Origin of the sequence: Massilia sp. IC2-476, assembly GCF_020707295.1 — a bacterium.
In the GTDB taxonomy this organism is placed as follows: Bacteria; Pseudomonadota; Gammaproteobacteria; order Burkholderiales; family Burkholderiaceae_D; genus Telluria.
Genome location: NZ_JAJFER010000011.1, coordinates 57,647 through 78,114 on the forward strand (window position 1 = coordinate 57,647; position 20,468 = coordinate 78,114).

Below are 20,468 nucleotides of genomic sequence, written 5' to 3' on the forward strand. Positions count from 1 at the left end.
GAGGGGATGAACACCGTGTTTTCGATGAACCGAATTGCAGCTGCGGTCCTGATCGCGTTTTCTACAGCCGGCGCAGTGTATGCGCAGGAAGCGGCGCCTACCGCCGCCGTACAAGCGCCGGCCTACAACCTGAAAGCCGATGTCGAACGCGTCATGAAGGAATTCGACGTCCCTGGCATCGCCATCGCCGTGGTCAAGGATGGCAAGGTCCTGGCCGCCGAAGGCTTCGGCGTGCGCAAGCGCGGCGAGCCGGCGCCGGTCGACGGCAAGACCATCTTCGAGATCGCCTCGAACTCCAAGGCCTTCACCGCCGCCGCCCTGGCCATGCTGGTCGACCAGGGCAAGCTGGCCTGGGATGACCCGGTGATCAAGCACCTCCCGGATTTCCGCATGTACGACGCCTACGTCACGGCCGAGATGACCATCCGCGACCTGCTGGTCCACCGTAGCGGCCTGGGACTTGGCGCGGGTGACCTGATGTGGTGGCCGACCACCAACTTCAGCACCGACGAGATCATCCACAACCTCCGCTACATCAAGCCGGCTACCAGCTTCCGTAGTGCTTACGCCTACGACAACCTGCTGTACATCGTCGCCGGCAAGATCATCGCCGCCAAATCCGGTAAAAGCTGGGGCGAGACCATGCATGAGTGGATACTGAAGCCAGTCGGCATGGCGAACACCACCACCAGCCTGGACGAGAACAAGCAGCTCGCCAACGTCTCGGCGCCGCACAGCAAGATCAATGGCAAGGCGGTGCCCGTGAAACCGATGCCGGTCGCGAACGCGGTCGGCGCGGTCGGCATCAACACCAATGCCGAGGACATCGCGCGCTGGATGCAAGTGCTGCTCGATAACGGCAAGATCGGCGGGGACAAGCGCCTGTGGTCGGACAAGCAGGCGCGCGAGATGTGGACCGCGCAGACCCCGATGACCATCAGCACGCCGCGCCCGCCGCTGGCGGCCACCAGGCCGAACTTCTACGCCTACGGCCTGGGCTTCCAGCTGCGCGACTACCAGGGCAAGCTGGTCGCCATGCACGGCGGCGCGCTGCAGGGCTTCTACACCCGCGTGCTGCTGGTGCCGGAAGCGAAGCTGGGCATCGCGATCTTCACCAATGCCGAAAGCGGCCCGTCGCTCAACGCGCTGCAGTACCGCCTGCTCGACCAGCACCTGGGGGCGGCGCCGACCGACTGGATCGGACGCATCGCCGACATCGACCGCGAGAACCAGGCCAAGGAAGCGGCCCGCGTGAAGGGCGAGGCGGCGTCGCGCGCGGCGGCGTCGAAGCCCTCGCTGCCGCTGGCCTCGTATGAGGGAGAGTATGAGGATGTCTGGTACGGCAAGGCGAATATCAAGCGCGTCAACAACAAGCTGGTGCTGTCGTTTGCAAAGACGCCGGACCTGACGGGGGAGATGGAGCACTTCCAGCACGACACCTTCATCGTGCGCTGGAAGGAGCGCAACTTCAACGCCGACGCCTACGTAACCTTCTCGCTGGACCACGACGGCAGCATCGAACGGGTGCGCATGAAGCCGGTGTCGACGGAGACGGACTTCAGCTATGACTTCCAGGATTTGCTGTTTGTGCCGGTGAAGAAAGAGAAGAAGAGCTGATGTGAAGCTGGTTGCCCGCGTGGGCAGGAGACCGTAATCTGGTCCACAGGACCAGATTACCCCTACGTAGGGTGGGCGGGTTTCCCGCCCACGCAGACACCGAAACGCCTTACTTCCCGCCCCACACCTTCATCATATCCTCCGACCCCTGCGTCCGAATCCCGTTATCCGACAGGATCCCTTCGGTCGCATCCAGCGCCGCCTTGCGCGGCAGGATCAGGTTCTCGCCGAAGCGCTGGTCGAACTTGAACACCACGAATTCATCCTTCAGGTCGCGCAGCACCGTCACCAGGTGGGCCAGGCTGCGGATCCTGGTGCCGTTCACCGATTCCACCACCGAGCCGAAGCGGTTGCTGTAGCCGGTCACCAGCTTGTGCGGGAAGAACGGGCCGCTGATCACCACCAGTTCCTCGCGCGCCGCATCGGGCGAATCGCCGCGCTGCGTCATCAGGGGGCTGTCGTTGAAGGCGTAGACGTTGGCCATCGGTGCGCTCGAGGCCAGGAAGGACAGGAACTCGTTGGTCGCGCGGGTGAACACCACTGGGCCGTACACGAAGTAGGACGGGTAGCCGCCGTTCAGGTCCGGAATCAGGAGCGGACGCGGGCCGCTGGTCGGCACCTCGATCTTGACCGGCTTGCCGCCGCGGATGACCGTCATCGGCACCTTGCCGTTCTTTGCCAGCTGCTGGATGCGGTACTGGAAGCGCACGCGCAGGTTCGCGCCCAGCTTGACCATGCCCTGGTTGTCGATCGGGTACTCGCCGATGTGGGTGATGATGTCGCCTTCCTTCAGCGGCCAGCTGGCGTCCGTCTTGTACGGACGGTGCACCAGCGCGCCTTCCACCGACTTGTCGATCTTCAGGTACTGGCGCAGGGCCGGGTTTTCCAGCGTCTGCACGCTGTCGTGCAGCAGCGGCTTGCCGTCGTAGCGGCCATCGGCCACGTCTTTCAGGAACAGCTCGATCTCTTCGTTCGGGATCACGTAGCCGATGTTCTGGGCATTGGCCGCCATCGAGAAGGCCAGGCCGATCATCTTGTCGCCCGCGATCACCGGGCCGCCGCTGTTGCCCGGGTTGATCGGCGCGTCGATCTGGATGCGCAGGCCCGAGCTGAACGAGCCGTAGCCGACGAACTCCACGCGCGAGACGATGCCGCGGGTGGTCGACAGCGAGTTGCCGCCCACCGGGTAACCGTAGGCGAACACCGCTTCGCGTACGTCCGGCAGCACGGCGGCGCGCTGTACCGGCGGACGCTTGTCGAAGAAGGATGGATCGTCCAGTTCCAGCACGGCCAGGTCAAGGCCGCGCGCCAGCGCGATCACCTTGGCCGACACCTTGTCGCCCGACTGGCTGGCCTGCACCTCGACCTGGCTGGCATAGCCAACCACGTGGGCGTTGGTCAGGATGCGCTTGCCCTCGATGATCACACCGGAGCCGGTCACGTCGGCCGGCGACTGCTTGGACCAGGGCTTGTATGGGTCCGGACGGCGTACGGTGGCGAAGATCTTGACCACCGAGTTCTCGATCGCCGGCAGGGCGGGCGCGGTGGTGGCGGAAGGCGTTGCGACGGCGGGTGACGGCGGGGTGCCCGGCGTCGGGCTTGGCGGCGGGGTGGTGTCTTGTGCGTGGACGAGGCCGGCCAGGGCGAATGCCACGGCGGCGGCGAGGCGTGCGGTTTTCATGGGTTCCTTCGGTCGGTACAAATAAGCGAGTGGCAAGAATATACACGCTCGCCGCCGAAGGAAATACACAAAATTTCACGATGGGGGAGGGCGACTCCCCCGCTGTGCTTACTGCTTGACGAACTTGAGCGTCATACGGTCGCTCTCGCCGATCGCCATGTACTTCTCGCGGTCCTTGTCCTTGTTGGCCAGTACCGGCGGCAGGGTCCATACACCCTTCTCGTGATCGGCCTTGTCCTTCGGGTTGGCGTTCACTTCCGACTTGCCCGCCAGCTTGAAGCCCTGGCCTTCCACCAGCTTGATCACCCAGGCTTCATGCACATAGCCGCTCGAGGCCTTGGCGTCCTGCGTCATCGCTGCCGGCAGGCGGTGGTCGACGATGCCCAGCACGCCGCCCGGTTTCAGGACCTTGTGGATTTCCTTGAAGGTGTTCTTCAGGGCGTCTTCGCCGTTGCCGACCCAGTTGTGCAGGTTGCGGAAGGTGAGCACCATGTCGACGCTGTTCGGAGCCGCGATCTGGTAGGTGGCCGGCGGTTCAAACACGGCTGGGACCACCTTGTCGTAGAGGGCCGGGGCCGCATCGAACTTCGCCTTGAGCGCCATGCCGCCGCGCTTTTCCGGCACGAAGGCCTGGCCTGCTGCGATCAGCTTGCCGTTCTGGCGCAGGTAGGGCGCCAGAATCTCGGTATACCAGCCGCCGCCCGGCGCCAGCTCCACCACCGTCATGTTCGGTTTGATACCGAAGAAAGTCAGGGTTTCGTAGGGGTGGCGCGCGGCGTCGCGGGCCTTGTTGGCGGCGCTGCGGTGTTCGCCCGCGATGGCGGCTTTCAGGGCATCGTCGGCCTGTGCTGCGCCGCCGAACAGGGTCGCGGCGATGCCAGCGGCCAGGATCAGTCGTTTCATCGGTTCGAGGTCTCCATGGTGATTGTGCGCGGACGGGCGGAACGCCGCCGCCGCGCTGATGATCGGTCAGGCTTTGCGGACAGTCAAGCGTTCGTCGCATATGCATATATCAGTCGTCGAGCTGTCCAGACAAGTGTCCGCCTTGGATGCCCGGACAGGTGTCCGGACACTTTGCGCGGACATCGGACGTCCACGAAAACAAACACTTGGAAAATGCTTTGACATGGCACAACAATTGCCTATTCAAAACGTCAAGTTACTGCTAAGGTTGGCAAGTTTGCCGAGGCCGCATCCAGCCCGGCAAAGACCCTTCATTGCGCCGTAAATACAAGAGCGGGCCGTGTTGTTGACTGGACCGCTGCCCCAGAAACAGGTTGATTTCAGGAGACACGATGGAACGCCGTACCTTTCTCAATTTCAGCAGCATGGCCCTCGCCTCGACGCTCGTGCCGTTCTCGCGCGCGATCGCCGCTGAAGAACTGCTCAGCTCCATGCCGACGGCCGCCAAGAAGGCGCTGGCCGACGTCGCGCTGAACGCCGCCACCAAGGCCGGCGCCAGCTACGCCGACGTGCGCATCGGCCGCTACCTGAACCAGTTCATCACCACCCGCGACCTGAATGTCGAGAATGTGGCGAATACCGAGTCGGCCGGCGTCGGCGTGCGCGTGATCGCCAACGGCGCCTACGGCTTCGCCGCCACCTCGGACATGTCGAACGACGGCATCGCCAATGCGGCGCGCCAGGCGGTCGCCATCGCCAAGGCCAACGCCAAGCTGCAGTCCGAACCGGTGCGCCTTGCACCAGTCAAGGGCGTCGGTGAGGTATCGTGGAACACGCCGATCAAGAAGGACTGGCGCACGGTGCCGATCAAGGAAAAGGCCGACCTGCTGATCGCGGCGAACAAGGCCGGCATCGAAGGCGGCGCGGCCTTCATGAATTCGATGCTGTTCCAGGTGAACCAGCAGAAGTACTTCGCTTCCACCGACGGTTCCTACATCGAACAGGACCTGCACCGCCTGTGGGCCCCGTTCCAGGCTACCGCGGTCGACAAGGCCACCGGCAAGTTCCGTTCGAGGTCTGGCTTAGGAGCTCCAGTCGGCATGGGCTACGAGTACCTGGACGCGCGCAAGGAGCACAAGCTCAAGGCCGCCGGCGGCGTCGCCACCCTGTACACCGGCTCCTACGACATCATCGAGGACGCGCGCGCCGCGGGCCGCGATGCCAAGGCCAAGCTGACCGCCAAGTCTGTCCTCCCGGGCAAGTACGACCTGATGCTGTCGCCGGAACACCTGTGGCTGACCATCCACGAAAACGTCGGACACCCGACGGAACTGGACCGCGTGCTCGGCTACGAAGCCAACTACGCCGGCACCAGCTTCGCCACCCTGGATAAATGGGAGTCGAAGAAGTTCAAGTACGGTAACCCGATGGTCAACCTGTACGCCGACAAGATCACCCCGGGCTCGCTCGGCTGCGTCGGCTACGACGACGAAGGCGTCAAGACCAAGAAGTGGGACATCGTCAAGGACGGCATCCTGGTCAACTACCAGGCCACGCGCGACCAGGCCCACATCATCGGCGAGAAGGAATCGCACGGCTGCTCGTACGCCGACTCCTGGAACTCGGTGCAGTTCCAGCGCATGCCGAACGTCTCGCTGGCGCCCGGCAAGAAGCGCCTGACCCCGGACGAGATGGTCAAGGACATCAAGAAGGGCATCTACATCGTCGGCGACGGCTCGTTCTCGATCGACCAGCAGCGCTACAACGCCCAGTTCGGCGGCCAGCTGTTCTACGAGATCAAGGACGGCAAGATCGGCCAGATGCTGGAAGACGTCGCCTACCAGACCAATACCCAGGAATTCTGGGGCAACTGCGCGGCCATCTGCGACGAGCGCGACTGGCGCATGGGTGGTTCCTTCTTCGACGGCAAAGGCCAGCCGCCGCAGATCAGTATCGTCTCGCACGGTTCCTCGACCACGCGCTTCAACGGCGTCAACGTGATCAACACCGCCCGCAAGATCGGCTGAGGAAGGGACCTTCATGAGCATCCTGACCCAAGACCAGACCAAGCGCATCACCGAGCGCGTGCTGTCGCTGTCGAAGGCCGACGAGTGCATCGTCGACATCAGCGGCAGCCGCATCGGCAACATCCGCTTCGCGCGCAATGCCGTGTCGACCGCCGGATTCGCCGACGACACCCGCATCCAGGTGCAGGTCGCCTTCGGCAAACGCCAGGGCACCGCCACCATCAACGAGTTCGACGACAAGTCGCTCGAGCGCGCCGTGCGCCGCGCCGAAGACCTGGCGCGCCTGGCGCCGGAGAACCCGGAGTTCATGCCTGCGATCGGCAAGTCCGCGTTCAAGCCGTCCGAGACTTTCTTCCAGCGCACCGCCGACATCGACCCGGAATTCCGCGCCCAGGCCGCCGCCTATGCGATGGAAGCCTGCCGCAAGAAGGGCCTGGTCGCCGCCGGCTTCTTCACCGACCGCGCCTCGTTCCAGAGCGTCGCCAACTCGAACGGCCTGTTCGGCCACCAGGTCGCGACCTCGCTCGACTTCACCTGCACCGTGCGGACCGAAGACGGCCGCGGCTCGGGCTGGGTCAAGCGCTCGGCGCGCGATGTGGCCAGGTTTGACGCCCGTGAGGCCGCCGACGTCGCCATCGAAAAGGCGCTGCGTTCGGTGGACGCCAAGGCGATCGAGCCGGGCCGCTACACCGTCGTGATGGAACCGGCCGCCACCAGCGACCTCCTGACCTTCATGCTGGGCGGCTTCAACGCCCGCATGGCCGACGAGGGGCGCAGCTTCCTGTCGAAGCAGGGCGGCAAGAACCGCCTGGGCGACAAGCTGTTCGACCAGCAGGTCAACATCTGGTCCGACCCGTGGGACAAGGACGTGCCGGTGCTGCCCTGGGACAGCGACATGCTGCCGCGCGAGCGCCTGCAGCTGGTGAAGGACGGCCGCATCAATGCGCTGAACTACTCGCAGTACTGGGCCAAGCAGAAAGGCCAGCGCGCCATCGGACGTGCCGGCAACGTCATCATGGCCGGCACCGACCGCACGACCGAAGAGCTGATCGCCAGCACCAAGAAGGGCGTGCTGGTGACCCGCACCTGGTACATCCGCATGGTGGACCCGCAGTCGGTGCTGCTCACCGGCCTGACGCGCGACGGCACCTTCTACATCGAGAACGGCAAGGTCAAACACCCGATCAAGAACTTCCGCTTCAACGAGAGCCCGGTGACCATGCTGAACAACATCGAGGAGATCGGCAAGCCGGTGGTGATCGGTGGCGACGAGGCGAACTACTCGATGCTGATCCCGTCGATGAAGGTGCGCGATTTCAACTTCACGTCGCTGTCGGACGCGGTGTAAGCGGGGATCGTTACAACAACCACTACAGCAACCTCCACCTGTAGCCTCAAGACCGTCATTCCGGCGAAGGCCGGAATCTAATTTTTCTCCGCAGTGTTAGCGCGGAACTTGGATCCCGGCCTGCGCCGGGATGACGGCTCAAGGGCTAACACAGGGGCGAACGCTAATGGAAAACTAGACACACATGGAACGTCGTAAATTCCTCCAGATAGGCGCCGGCACTGCCGGCGCCATGCTCGTCCCGGTCTTCGGCAATGCCATCGCCGCCGACGAGCTGATGGCCGCCATGCCGCGCAGCGTCAAGAAGGCGCTGGCCGACATTGCGCTGAACGCCGCCACCCAGGCCGGCGCGTCCTACTGCGATGTGCGCATCGGCCGCTACCTGAACCAGTTCATCACCACCCGCGACCTGAACGTCGAGAACATCAGCAACACCGAGTCGAGCGGTGTCGGCGTGCGCGTGATTGCGGGCGGCGCCTACGGCTTTGCGTCGACCAACGACATGAGCCCGGACGGCATCGCCAACGCGGCGCGCCAGGCCGTGGCGATCGCCAAGGCCAACGCCAAGCTACAGAGCGAGCCAGTGCGCCTGGCGCCGGTCAAGGGCGTGGGCGAAGTGGCCTGGGCCACCCCGATGAAGAAGGACTGGCGCAGCATCCCGGTCAAGGACAAGGCCGACATGCTGATCGCCGCCAACAAGGCGGGCATGGACGCCGGCGCGACCTTCATGACCGCCTCGCTGTTCCAGATCAACCAGCAGAAGTACTTCGCTTCCACCGACGGTTCCTACATCGACCAGGACATCCACCGCCTGTGGGCCCCGATCAACGCGACCGCCGTCGACAAGGCGAGCGGCAAGTTCCGCTCGCGCGCGGGCCTCTCCTCGCCGGTGAGCATGGGCTACGAGTATTTCGATGCCAAGGCCAGCGACAAGGTGCAGGCCGCGGGCGGCGTGACCACGCTGTACACCAACTCCTACGATATCGTGGAAGATGCGCGTCTCTCAGGAAAGCAGGCGCGCGAGAAGCTGACTGCCAAGTCGGTCGAGCCGGGCAAGTACGACCTGGTGCTGAGCCCCGAACACCTGTTCCTCACCATCCACGAAAACGTCGGACACCCGACGGAACTGGACCGCGTGCTCGGCTACGAAGCCAACTACGCCGGCACCAGCTTCGCAGGTCTGGACAAGTGGGAAACGAAGAAATTCAAGTACGGCTCCGAGCGCGTGAACTTCGTTGCCGACCGCACCACCCCGGGTTCGCTCGGCCTGGTCGGCTACGACGACGAAGGCGTGCGCGCCAAGAAGTGGGACATCATCCGCAACGGCATCCTGGTCAATTACCAGGCCACGCGCGACCAGGCCCACATCATCGGCGAGAAGGAATCGCACGGCTGCTCGTATGCGGACAGCTGGAGCACCATCCAGTTCCAGCGCATGCCGAACGTGTCGCTCGAAGCAGGCAAGGCGCGCCTGACCCCGGACGAGATGGTCAAGGATGTGAAAAAGGGCATCTACATCCTGGGCCGCGGTTCGTACTCGATCGACCAGCAGCGCTACAACTTCCAGTTCGGCGGCACGCTGTTCTACGAGATCAAGAACGGCAAGATCACCGGCCCGCTGGAAGACGTGGCCTACCAGGCCAACACCCAGGAATTCTGGAACGCCTGCTCGGCCATCTGCGACCAGCGCGACTGGCGCATGGGCGGCTCGTTCTTCGACGGCAAAGGCCAGCCGAGCCAGGTCAGCGCAGTCTCGCATGGTTCGAGCACCGCGCGCTTCAATGGCATCAACGTCATCAACACCGCACGCAAGATCGGTTGAGGGGGAGAACATCATGAAACAGCTGAACCAGGAACAAGCAAAACGCATCGCCGACCGCGTGATCGGTTTCTCGAAAGCCGACGAGTGCAGCGTCTCGATCGACGGCAACCGCACCGGTAACATCCGCTTCGCACGCAACAGCGTGTCGACCGCGGGCCTGACCGAAGACACCCAGCTGGCCGTGCGCGTCGCCTTCGGCAAGCGTACCGGTACCGCCGTCATCAACGAGTTCGACGACAAGTCGCTGGAAAAGGCCGTGCGCCGCGCCGAGGAACTGGCGCGCCTGGCGCCGGAGAATCCGGAATTCATGCCGGCCGTTGGCAAGCAGGAATACCTCACCACCAAGACCTTCGTGAGCTCGACCGCCGCCATCGATCCGGACTACCGCGCCGAAGTGGCCGCCGCCTCGATCGGCCAGGCGCGCGCCAAGAAGCTGGTTACCGCCGGCTTCTTCACCGACAGCACCAGCTTCTCCTGCGTGGCCAACTCGAACGGCGTGTTCGGCTTCCAGGAATTCACCGACCTGTCCTTCACCTGCACCGCGCGTACCGAAGACGGCCGCGGTTCCGGCTGGGTGACCCGCTCGGCCGTCGACGCGCGCCGTTTCAACGCCGCAGAAGCCGCCGAAATCGCGATCGACAAGGCCCTGCGTTCGGTCGACGCGAAAGCGCTGGAGCCGGGCCGCTACACCGTCATCCTGGAGCCGGCAGCGACCTCGGAAATCCTGGGTAACATGTTCAGCTCCTTTGGCGCGCGCGCCGCGGACGAAGGCCGCAGCTTCCTGGCCAAGAAGGGCGGCGGCAACCGCCTGGGCGAGAAGCTGTTCGACCAGCAGGTGAATATCTGGGCCGACCCGTGGAACCCGGACGTGCCGGTAGCGCCGTGGGACGGCCAGACCATGATCGCCCGCAAGCGCACCGACCTGATCAAGGACGGCCGCGTCGCTTCGCTCGGCTACTCGCCCTACTGGGCCAAGAAGACCGGCAACGTCGCTACCGCGAATCACGGCAACATGATCATGGCGGGCGGCACCAAGTCGCTGGAAGAGCTGATCGAAGGCACCAAGAAGGGCATCGTGGTCACCCGTACCTGGTACATCCGCATGGTCGACCCGCAGTCGCTCCTGATCACGGGCCTGACCCGCGACGGCACCTTCTACGTCGAGAACGGCAAGATCAAGCACCCGGTGAAGAACTTCCGCTTCAACGAGAGCCCGGTCACCATCCTCAACAACATCGATGAGCTTGGCAAGCCGCAAATCATCGGTGGCGACGAAGTGCCGTTCCAGATGGTGTTGCCGCCAATGAAGGTGCGCGACTTCAACTTCACCTCGCTGTCCGACGCGGTCTAAATGGCGCGCATTTGATGGCGAACTACGATTTCTACTTCACGCGCCTGAGCTACGAGTCGGGCGACTGGGACGTGGATATCCGTATGCCCAGCAACGTGCTGAACTCGCTCGTCGAGTACACCACGCTGCGGGTGGATCCGGCCGAGCGCGTGGTCGCCCTGTCGGATCCGAAGATGCTCCAGGCGCCGTTCTGCTACTTCGCGGGACACAAGCTGGTGCAGTTCACCCCGGCGGAGCGGCGCAACCTCGAAAAATACGTGCGCGGCGGCGGTTTCGTGTTCGTCGACGACTGCAACCACGACATCGACGGCCTGTTCGCGAAATCGTTCGAGGCCGAGATGGCGAAGATTTTCGGTGTGTCCGCGCTGAAGAAGATCCCGAATACGCACCCGCTGTATTCGTGCTTCTTCAAGTTCGACGGACCGCCTACCACCGGCGGGGAACTCAATGGCTGGGGCGACGACCTGGTGCACGAGTACCTGAAGGCGATCGAGTTCGGCGGGCGCATCCGCCTGCTGTACTCGAACAAGGACTATGGATGCGAGTGGGACTACGACTTCCGCAACAAGCGGTTCCTCGCGGTCGACAACACCCGCTTCGCAGTCAACATCATTCAATATGCGTTGGGAGCCTGAGCAGTGTCGGAACGTGATGCGGTAGCGTGGAGTGAGAAGGAAATCGCCGACCTGACGGCGAAAGTGGGCGCGCTGAAGGCAAGCATGGCGCGCGTGATCATCGGCCAGGAAGACGTGGTCGACCTGCTGGTGACCTGCCTGCTGGCCGGCGGCCACGCGCTGGTCGAGGGCGTGCCGGGCCTGGGCAAGACGCTGCTGGTGAAGTCGCTGGCGCAGGCCACCGACATGGAGTTCCGCCGCGTGCAGTTCACGCCGGACCTGATGCCCTCGGATATCGTCGGCACCGAGATCCTGGAAGAAGACACCAGCACGCGCCAGCGCGTGTTCCGCTTCCAGCAGGGCCCCGTGTTCACCCAGGTGCTGCTGGCGGACGAGATCAACCGTGCACCGCCCAAGACGCAATCGGCCCTGCTCGAAGCGATGCAGGAGCGCGCCGTCACCTTCGCCGGCACCACCCATAAACTGCCGCGCCCCTTCTTCGTGCTGGCCACGCAGAACCCGATCGAGCAGGCCGGCACCTATCCGCTGCCGGAAGCGCAGCTCGACCGCTTCCTGCTGCGCATCGACGTGGTCTACCCGACCGAGGACGAAGAAGTGCTGATGGTCTCGCGCACCACCCACGCGGGCCTGGACGACGCCCAGCCGGCAATGGATGTCGCCACCCTGCTGCGCCTGCAGCAGCTGGTGCGCGACATCGAGATCGGCGAGCACCTGCTGCGCTACGCGACGCGCCTGGTGCGCAACACCCGTCCAGCCCTCACCACGGTGGCGGCGGTGAAACAGCACATCGGCTGGGGCGCCGGCCCGCGCGCCGGCCAGGCGCTGGTGCTGGCCTCGAAAGCCCGCGCCCTGATGCAGGGCCGCCTTGCGGTTACCCGCGACGACATCCAGGCCATGCTGCTGCCGGTGCTGGCGCACCGCGTGCTGCGCAACTTCGAAGCCGAAGCGGACGGCATCGCCATCGCCGACATCCTGCAATCCCTGCGTAACGAGATCCGGATCGATTAATCTTGTCGCTGGCGAAGACCGCGCTGATCGCGCACACGCAGAAGCTCGACCTCGTGATCCGCCATGTGCTGGCGGGGCTCGGCCACGGTATCCATGCCGGGCGCGAGCGCGGGGCGGGCGTCGAATTCTCGGAATACCGGGCTTATGCGCCAGGGGACGAGTGGCGCCGCGTCGACTGGAAGCTCTTGGGGCGCGCCGACCGCTATTTCGTGCGCGAGGCGGAGCGCGACAGCCACGTGGCGGTCTGGCTGGTGCTGGACGCCAGCGCCTCGATGCTGGAACCGAGCCGCGAGGTCGAGGGCGTCGACAAGCTGGCCTATGCGCGCACGCTGCTCGGCTGCGTCGCCGCCATCGCCCAGCGCCAGGGCGACGCCTTCGGCCTGGTGATCCTGAACGAGGGCAAGGTCCAGTTCATGCCCGCCCTCCGTGGCCCGCGCCAGTTGCAGCGCGTGCTGCTGCAACTGAGCCGCGTGCAGGCGGCGGGCGAACTGCCGGATGCCGACACCTTGCGCGCCAGCCTGCACTTTGCCCAATCCCCCAGCGTCATCTTCGCCGCCAGCGACCTGCTGGACTGGCCGTCACCGCTGTCGCAGGCCCTGGTCCGCCTGCGCGGCATGCGCCACGACGTGCGCGTGCTGTGCCTGCAGACCCAGGCGGAAGTCGACGCCAGTTTCGCTTCCAACCTGGCCTATCGCGACCCCGAGCAGGATGCGGGCGTCTATCGCTTCGGCGCAGATCTGAAAGAGGGCTACCGCCACAACCGCGAGCAGCATTTCGCAGAAGTGAAGGCGAGCTGCCGCAAGAGCGATATTCCCTTCGTCGCGGCGCGCATCGAGCAGGCGCCGGGTGAAGTCCTGCGCCTGTGGTTGCGCCGTCCGGGGAGCCGTCCATGAACGCCATGTGGTGGTTTGCTCTGCCGATCCTGCTGCTGCCGATCTGGTGGCACCGCCGCAAGCGCGAGCAGCACAAGGCCGAGGTACTTGCAACCAGCCGTTTCCTGCCACGCGCCGAACCGCGCCAGACGCGCGCCTGGCGTTGGAAGGACGTCATCCTGCTGCTGGTGCGCTGCCTGCTGCTGGCGACAGCCATTGCCTGGCTGGCCGACCCGGTCATGCCCTGGCGCGGCGATACGGTGATCGTTGCTGCCGGTACCGATGCCAAATGGGTTGAGCAGCAGGCTGCCCAGGCGGGCCTGGCCAAGGCCGACCGCTTGAGCATGCCGGCCGCGCAGACGATCGGCTGGCTGCGCGCCCACGAACGCGAATGGCGTCCGGAGGCCCGTCTGCTGGTGCTGGGCGACGTGTCGATGCCGGCCCTCGTGCCGGAGTTCGGGCGCCGGATCGAACTGCGCACGCTGGCACGCCCGCCTGAGAAAGCCGAGCGCCGCGTCCACATCGCCAGCGAGCGTCCGGACCAGTGGCGGCGCGTGTTTGCTGCCGAAGGGATCGCGATCGACGAGGCACCGGGCGCGACAACTTCGCTGATCGTCTGGGACCGCAGGGATGCGCCGCCACCGTCGCTGCGCGCGCCGCTGTGGCTCCTTACCGATACCGCCGCCTTCCCCGAACTGGCCAAGGCGCCGCAAGTGGATGGCCTGCGCTACGCCGACAGTGCGCGTGGCCGTCTGTGGCATTCGGAAGCGTGGCCGCCGAAGAACCCCGATGCCGCCCGCGCCCTGCTGGACAACTGGCAACGCCTGCACGCTGGGCCGCCGGCCTACACGGCGCCGTCACGCTTGTTCGAAGCGTCGCGTTCCATCCATGCGCCCGAACCGAGCGGTGCGCTGCGCGGCATCCTGATGGCGCTGCTGGTGGCATTGTTCGTACTCGAAAGGATCCTGACGCATGCAAGAAGGCGCTGAGATCGTCCGGCGCGTCTGGCGCGCCGCCCAGCTGCGCCGGCTGCCGTTGTGGATCGCCGGGGCCCTGCCGTGGCTCGTCATCCGATCCGCCCCGGGGCTGATCGCCTGGGTCATGTGGTGCGCCTGGGACTGGGCTGTCCTGCGCCGCCGCGTCAGCTTCGAATGGACGGCCTGGCTGGACAGCGCCGTGCCAGAGATGGAAGACAGCAGCGCGCTGATCGAGCACGCGGCCACGCCCGTGGCCCAGCTGCAGCGCCGCCGCCTTCTCGATCGCCTCGACGCCAGCGTGAGCGCCCCGCAGTTGCGCACCATCGCACGCGAGCGCGTGAAGCTCGGCGCGCCGTGGCTGCTGGGCAGCCTGGTAGCCGCCGCTGTGGTCTGGTACGCAACGGCTGCGTCCTCGCAGGGCGGTGTCGCTGCCTCTCCTGGCAAGGCGCAGGCCGCGGCTGCGGCGCCTGCCGCCGCACAGCTCGTCGTGCGCACCGCGCCACCGGGCTACACCGGCGTCGCTGCGCTGGAAACCGCACCGAAGGACCTGCAAGTGCCGGAGCAGACTGTCGTCACCTGGTGCCTGAAAGACCCTTCCAGCGCCGAGCAAGCGATCGAGGTCAGCAACGGCCAGGTGCTCAAGCCGGGCAAGGAATGCGCCCGCTGGACCGCCACGGAATCGGTGTTCTGGCGCTGGCAAGGCAAGCGCTACACGATCAAGGTCATTCCCGACCAGCCGCCGGAGATCACCATCACGGCGCCGACCCAGATGGTGCAGGAACTGCCTGAAACCGCCACCAATGCCCAGATGGGCGTGAAGGTGACGGACGACTACCTGATCACCCGCGCCACGCTGCACATGACGCTGGCGCGCGGCAGCGGCGAGAACATCCGCTTCACCGACCGCGAAATGCCTCTGCCGGCATCGCCCGGTCCGAAGCAGCGCAACTGGGCCAAGAACTGGTCGATCGCGGAGCTGGGCATGGAGCCGGGCGACGAACTGTACTTCTTTGTGCGCGCGACGGACAACGCGGCGCGTGCGCACACGGTGCAGTCACCGACCTACACGCTGCGCCTGCCGGCGCCGCCCGAGCAGGCGGAAGAAGAGAGCGCCGCGATGCCGGTGCTGGTCAAGCCGCAGAGCCTGCGCAGCCAGCGCCAGATCATCATCGATACCGAGCAGCTGGTCGCCGACATGCGCAGCACGAAGATGAGCGAGGAAGCGGTCCGCGACCGCAGCCAGAAGATCGCCAACGACCAGGGTGCGCTGCGCCGCCGCTACGGCCAGTTCCTGGGCGAGGAATCCTCGCTGTTTTCGGACGGCGAGGACGATCACGACGACCACGGCGGCCAGGAAGGCGGTGGTAGCAACCAGGACATCCTGCACCAGTACGGCCACGCCCACGACGAGGCGGAAAACGCCACGCTGTTCGACGAAGAGACCAAGAAGGTGCTGCGCCGCGCACTGTCTGCAATGTGGGACGCCGAAAAGGCCCTGCGTGCGATCACACCGAAGGTGGCGCTGCCGCCCGAGCACAAGGCCCTGGAGGCGATCAAGGAACTGCAACAGGCCGAGCGCGTCTACCTGCACAAGACCGCCTTCGTGCCCCCGCCGATCAAGGAAGAAAAGCGCATGAGCGGAGACATGGACGGCACCGCCAGCTATCGCCGCGAGCAGGGCGGCCCGGATAAACGCGTGCCGGAAGACGTCAGCCTGCTGGTCCAGGCACTGAACGGCGACGGCCCGTTGCCGGCCCTTTGGACCCGCACTGCGCACGACTGGGTACGCAGCCGCCTGCAGGACGACGACCAGCGCCTGGCGGCCCAGACCGCAATCCAGGACGTGGCTGACGGCTGCGTCCCCTGCCGCCCGGTGCTGCGCGCCTGGCTGCGCCAGGGAGCAGGGCAGGGCCAGGTACTGCTGCAGGCCAGGCCGACCGTGGAGACGCCGTTTGTGCGCGCATGGCGTGAAGGAGTCAAGCCATGAATGCATGGATGAGTACCGATGTGTTGCTGGCGCTGATCGGTGTCGCCGGCGTGGCCAGCGCCGCGCTGTATGCGCGCCGCCGCCAGTGGATCGATGCGCTGCTGGTGCTGGTCGCCGCGGTGGCGCTGGGCCTGTTCGCAGCCGGCATCCGCTTGCCGGGCGATGCCGGCCGCACCCTCACCCTGGACCCGGACGCACCTGCGCCCATGCTGGAAGGGGTGCGCGCGTTTGCGGTGAAGGGCGATGGCCTGCGCGCGGCGCAGTGGAATGACCTGCCGGCGCTGCCACTACAATGGCAGCGTCCCGAGGGTGGCACCCTGCGCCTGCACTACCCGCGCCAGCTCGCGCTCGGCCGTAGCTTCACGCTGCGCGTGCAGCGCGACGACAAAACGGAAGCACGCCTGCAGCTGCTGGGCGAGAATGGCCAGGTCATCGCGGATGCGCGCGGCACCGGCGACCTGAGCGTCAGCTGGACGCCGCCGCTGGCCGAACGCCTCGTGCTGAAGGCACGCCTGCAGGACGCCGCCGGCAAGACCATCGCCGAAGGCCCGGTGCCTTTGACCATCCATGAACCGAGCATCCTGCAGGTACAGGGCCGCTTCGGCGCGCCTTCTTTCGACCTGCGCACCCTGAACGAACTGCTGGCCGGCAGCGGCGCGCTGCTCGACTGGCAGGTGGTGCTGGGCCGCGCCATCACGCGCACCGAACTGCCCTTGGAAGAGATGAAGGCGCCGAACCTGCTGGTCATCGACGCCGCCTGGTTCGAACGCGCGAGCAGCGCCGAGCGTTCCGCGCTGCTGGGCCGCGTGGCAGGCGGCCTGCCCTTGCTGGTGCTCGGCGCGAACGCCAACGATCCTGGCGTCTGGTCGCGCACGCTGGGCCTGCAGCTGCAGGCGCAGCCGTCGGACAGGAAGATCGACACGCCCTTCGAATTGCCGGTAGCGCCGCTGAATCCGGCCGCACGCGAAGCGGGCGAGTGGAGCGGCACCGACAACCTGGTCTGGACGCGCAACTGGCAGAAGGGCCGCATCGCCTGGCTCGGCGCCAGCGAATGGCACCGCCATGCGATCAGCGAGCCGCAGGCGCTGGCGCTGTGGTGGCAAGGCGTGCTGGACCGCGTCGGCATCGACGTTTCGAAAGAAATCGAATGGTTGGAGCCGGAAGAACTGCCGCTGCCGGGACAACGCATGGAGCTGTGCGCCCGCGGCGTGAAAGGCGATGTCAGTTTCCCTGAGCTGAAGCTCACCCGCACCTGGGCTGCGCGTACCGATAGTGCCTGCGTCGCCGTGTGGCCGGAGAAGGCGGGCTGGCTGCAGGTGAAGGATGCAAAGGCGGGCACACACGCCGTCTACGTCTACGCGCTGGGCGACTGGCCGCAGTGGCAGGCCGCCCAGCGCCGCGACGCCACGGCCCGCTATGCGGCCCGGACGCCGGACAAGGCATTGGAAGGCGTTGCACGCGCCTTCCCGGCCTGGCCCTTCGCGTTCGCCTTCGTTCTGGCGATGCTGCTGCTCTGGTGGCGCGAACGCCGCTGATCGGCTATCGGCCAAAACGCCTCTCTCTCCTATTTTCGCGAAAGTCCCGTCTCAAGGCCGACAGGTACACCTTTTGCGCGCGTTGCCTCCCGGTCGACTTGACGGGGGCAGGACAACTCATCCCTACTGGGTAGAAATTTTGCTACTTCAAGGAATGATATGATGCTAGGATGTGGAAATGATAATTGCTTGATATAGGAGTATGCAGCGATGCTCAGGACCATTCTTGCGTTGTCGGCCTTGCTGGGCACGGCCTCCACGGCTCATGCGGCGGAGATCAACTTGATCGAACAATTGCAGGAGGGCGGCGCGGCGATTGTCGTGACACTGGGCCTGTCGGTGCTGTTTGTCGCGGTCAGCATCGAGCGCTTGCTGCACCTGCGCACCAGCGCTGTCGTGCCAAGGGGCCTTGCCGAGAATGCCCGCGCATTGTCGGCATCGCTGGATACGGCAACGCTGCAAGCCACCGCGCAAGAGAGCAACAGCACGCTGGGCCGGATCATTGCGTACATGCTTGCGCATCGCGGCCAGTCCCATGCCTGGGTCAGCAGCGGGGCGGGCGACATCGCTTCCCTGGAACTGCGTCATCACCAGCAGAAGTTCTATGCCCTGTCGATCGTTGCCACCGTGGCGCCCATCGTGGGCCTGCTCGGGACCGTGCTGGGCATGATCGATTCCTTCAATGTGATCGCCTATGCGGAAGGGATGGGCAATCCCGCGCTTCTTGCGGGCGGCATCTCGAAAGCCTTGATCAACACGGCCGCCGGACTGGCCGTGGCACTGCCGGCACTCGGCATGCACCACTTCTTCAAGCACCGCCTGGCTGTCCTCAGCCTGGAGCTGGAGAAGCAGGTGAATGGCTTGCTGCACGAATGGTTTGCCCCGGCCGCCGTGGCGGGAGCTCCCAGCCTGCAAGTGGTGCAGCATGCGCATTGACCTGGGCGCGGATGATCCGCCGGAGATCGGGCTGATCGCCCTGATCGACTGCATCTTCTTCCTGCTGATGTTCTTCATGATTGCGACCTCGTTCAAGCAGCCGGAAGCCGAGAAGCAGATGGAATTGCCGGTGGTGCTGCCGGCTGCCCAGATGAGTCTTGATCGCGCGAGCGCGGCGCCGGCCCCGCTGGCGATCGGCGTCGACAGCAAGGGCAAGCTCTACCTCGACGGGAAGAAGGTCACGGTGCAGGAATTGCATGATCGGCTGAAATCGGAAGCGGCCGCCAATCCGGCGCGCCCCATCCGCATCGACGGCGACGAAATGGCGCGCTACCAGGACATCATCCACGTCCTCGACCTGTGCCAGTTCGAAGGCTTTACCAAGATCGCCATGCACACCCGCCAATGACGACCGGCTTCAGGATGGGTTCATCCCGCTGGTGCCTGCTGGTGTCGGTCGGCGTGCATGCAGCCCTGGCGGCCTGGCTCTACCATGTGGGCAATGTGGAGCTCGTGCGGCGCCAGGATACCGAGGTGGCGGAAAGTGTCCGCGCCACGGCGCAGGCCCGCATGGCCCGGCGCGTGGACGACCTCCGGAAGATCAAGGAGCTGCTCGAGCAGTCCGCCAATCGTGCGCCCGAGCCGGTGCCGGCGCAGGAGCCCGCGGCGGCAGCGGCGGCACCGGCCGAGACAGCGACGCAGGCGGACCGGATGCTGAAGCAGGCACGCGAGATGTCGCGCGCCATCGACGAGCTTGACCGCGAGCTGAAGGCGGAAGAGCTCGCGCGCCTGACAGACAAGACGAAGGAAGAGGCGCGTGCGGAACTGGACGCGGCGGCGCCGGCCGATCCTCCTGCCGACAGTTCGGGAAAAGGCGACCCGGCGGCGGAACTGGCTGCCCTGGAAGAGAAAGCCCGCGCCGTGCTGGCTAGCCGCGCCGAGCAGCTGGCGCGTGAGTACCAGGGCATCCAGGTGGAGCGCGGCGACGGCATTGGCAGCGGCAGTGGCAAGGGCAGCGCGTCCGGACAAGGCGGCACGCTGGCACTGTCATCAAGCTTGAACAAGCGGACGCTCGAGGAAATCGCGCGCTTCATGCGCGAGGGCCGGGCGCCGGAAGCAGATTGGACGAGCCCCCTGTACAGGAATGCAGGCCGCGACATTTTTGCGGGCGGCAAGGGGCAAGTCCCTGCCATCGATGCGGCGCGGATGGTCAAGGGGCGCGGCCGCATACTCGGCGCGGACGGACAATACGCCAACCGTATTTATCTCAACAGCTGGTACATCATCGGCCCTTTCCAGGGGCGCCATAGTTCGGGCTTGTTCAACAACCCGAAGTATCCACCGGAAGACGCAGTGCTCCTCGATGCGGTGTATCACGGCAAAAACAGGCGTGTCGTGAAATGGGAATATGTGAACGAGGCGCGCTATCCGCTGGTTCCGCCCGCAGCGGAAGAGAATTCGGTCTATTACGGCTACACGGAAGTGTTCATGGACCAGGAGCGGGACATGCTGGTCTGGATTGGCGCCGACGACAATGCATCGGTCAAGGTGAACGACCGGCTGGTCTGGAAGGGAGGGATTGCGGCCAAGCGCTGGTTCTACCAGAGCGTCTACAGCAGCAGGAATACCTACGAACGCGATTACAACCGCACCGAAGGTCAACGCCTGGTCCGTTTTCGCAAGGGGCGCAATACGGTCTTCTTCAAGCTGTCGAACGGACCGACGCGGATGTTCTTTTCGATGGTGCTGACGCCCGTGAAATGAAGCGT

16 protein-coding genes are annotated in these 20,468 nt (G+C 65.4%); 14 read left to right on the forward strand and 2 right to left on the reverse strand.

What is annotated here, in order from left to right; all coding sequences use genetic code 11:
- Positions 1-24 precede the first annotated feature (24 nt).
- The gene (locus LK539_RS22725) at positions 25-1,617 is read left to right on the forward strand and encodes a serine hydrolase (protein ID WP_227803346.1); all 1,593 of its coding nucleotides are present in this window, start codon (positions 25-27) and stop codon (positions 1,615-1,617) included.
- 109 nt (positions 1,618-1,726) lie between these two features.
- Here LK539_RS22725 and LK539_RS22730 read toward each other — a convergent pair whose 3' ends face one another.
- Positions 1,727-3,298 (reverse strand): S1C family serine protease, encoded by a 1,572-nt coding sequence (locus LK539_RS22730; protein WP_227803347.1) that lies wholly within the window; start codon positions 3,296-3,298, stop codon positions 1,727-1,729.
- Between the two features lie 108 nt (positions 3,299-3,406).
- Entirely contained in the window at positions 3,407-4,201 is a 795-nt protein-coding gene (locus LK539_RS22735; protein ID WP_227803348.1) for a class I SAM-dependent methyltransferase, read from the reverse strand.
- A 392-nt stretch (positions 4,202-4,593) separates the two neighbouring features.
- Here LK539_RS22735 and LK539_RS22740 point away from each other — a divergent pair, with 392 nt between their 5' ends.
- The 13 genes from LK539_RS22740 to LK539_RS22800 all read left to right on the forward strand — a co-directional run bounded on the left by LK539_RS22740 (position 4,594) and on the right by LK539_RS22800 (position 20,463).
- A complete protein-coding gene (locus tag LK539_RS22740; RefSeq protein WP_227803349.1) occupies positions 4,594-6,228 on the forward strand; it encodes a TldD/PmbA family protein in 1,635 nt (544 codons plus the stop codon).
- A 13-nt stretch (positions 6,229-6,241) separates the two neighbouring features.
- The gene (locus LK539_RS22745) at positions 6,242-7,576 is read left to right on the forward strand and encodes a TldD/PmbA family protein (RefSeq protein ID WP_227803350.1); all 1,335 of its coding nucleotides are present in this window, start codon (positions 6,242-6,244) and stop codon (positions 7,574-7,576) included.
- A gap of 184 nt (positions 7,577-7,760) precedes the next feature.
- The gene (locus LK539_RS22750; protein ID WP_227803351.1) at positions 7,761-9,398 is read left to right on the forward strand and encodes a TldD/PmbA family protein; all 1,638 of its coding nucleotides are present in this window, start codon (positions 7,761-7,763) and stop codon (positions 9,396-9,398) included.
- Positions 9,399-9,411: 13 nt separating this feature from the next.
- The gene (locus LK539_RS22755; RefSeq protein ID WP_227803352.1) at positions 9,412-10,749 is read left to right on the forward strand and encodes a TldD/PmbA family protein; all 1,338 of its coding nucleotides are present in this window, start codon (positions 9,412-9,414) and stop codon (positions 10,747-10,749) included.
- 14 nt (positions 10,750-10,763) lie between these two features.
- Entirely contained in the window at positions 10,764-11,384 is a 621-nt protein-coding gene (locus LK539_RS22760; protein ID WP_227803353.1) for a DUF4159 domain-containing protein, read from the forward strand.
- A 3-nt stretch (positions 11,385-11,387) separates the two neighbouring features.
- Positions 11,388-12,392: an AAA family ATPase gene (locus tag LK539_RS22765; RefSeq protein ID WP_227803354.1), complete on the forward strand. Its 1,005-nt coding sequence runs from the start codon at positions 11,388-11,390 to the stop codon at positions 12,390-12,392.
- A 2-nt stretch (positions 12,393-12,394) separates the two neighbouring features.
- Positions 12,395-13,285 (forward strand): DUF58 domain-containing protein, encoded by an 891-nt coding sequence (locus LK539_RS22770; protein WP_227803355.1) that lies wholly within the window; start codon positions 12,395-12,397, stop codon positions 13,283-13,285.
- Positions 13,282-14,253 carry a BatA domain-containing protein gene (locus LK539_RS22775; RefSeq protein ID WP_227803356.1) on the forward strand — a complete coding sequence of 324 codons (972 nt, stop codon included), beginning with the start codon at positions 13,282-13,284 and terminating at the stop codon, positions 14,251-14,253. Before LK539_RS22770 ends, LK539_RS22775 begins: the two co-directional genes overlap by 4 nt.
- On the forward strand, positions 14,237-16,228 hold the full coding sequence (locus LK539_RS22780) for a DUF4175 family protein (protein ID WP_227803357.1): 1,992 nt from the start codon (positions 14,237-14,239) through the stop codon (positions 16,226-16,228). The genes LK539_RS22775 and LK539_RS22780 overlap by 17 nt, the downstream gene beginning before the upstream one ends.
- The gene (locus LK539_RS22785) at positions 16,225-17,763 is read left to right on the forward strand and encodes a hypothetical protein (protein ID WP_227803358.1); all 1,539 of its coding nucleotides are present in this window, start codon (positions 16,225-16,227) and stop codon (positions 17,761-17,763) included. The genes LK539_RS22780 and LK539_RS22785 overlap by 4 nt, the downstream gene beginning before the upstream one ends.
- 210 nt (positions 17,764-17,973) lie before the next feature.
- On the forward strand, positions 17,974-18,699 hold the full coding sequence (locus tag LK539_RS22790; RefSeq protein WP_227803359.1) for a MotA/TolQ/ExbB proton channel family protein: 726 nt from the start codon (positions 17,974-17,976) through the stop codon (positions 18,697-18,699).
- Entirely contained in the window at positions 18,689-19,108 is a 420-nt protein-coding gene (locus tag LK539_RS22795) for a biopolymer transporter ExbD (protein WP_227803360.1), read from the forward strand. The genes LK539_RS22790 and LK539_RS22795 overlap by 11 nt, the downstream gene beginning before the upstream one ends.
- On the forward strand, positions 19,105-20,463 hold the full coding sequence (locus tag LK539_RS22800) for a hypothetical protein (protein WP_227803361.1): 1,359 nt from the start codon (positions 19,105-19,107) through the stop codon (positions 20,461-20,463). The genes LK539_RS22795 and LK539_RS22800 overlap by 4 nt, the downstream gene beginning before the upstream one ends.
- The last annotated feature ends 5 nt before the right edge of the window (positions 20,464-20,468 follow it).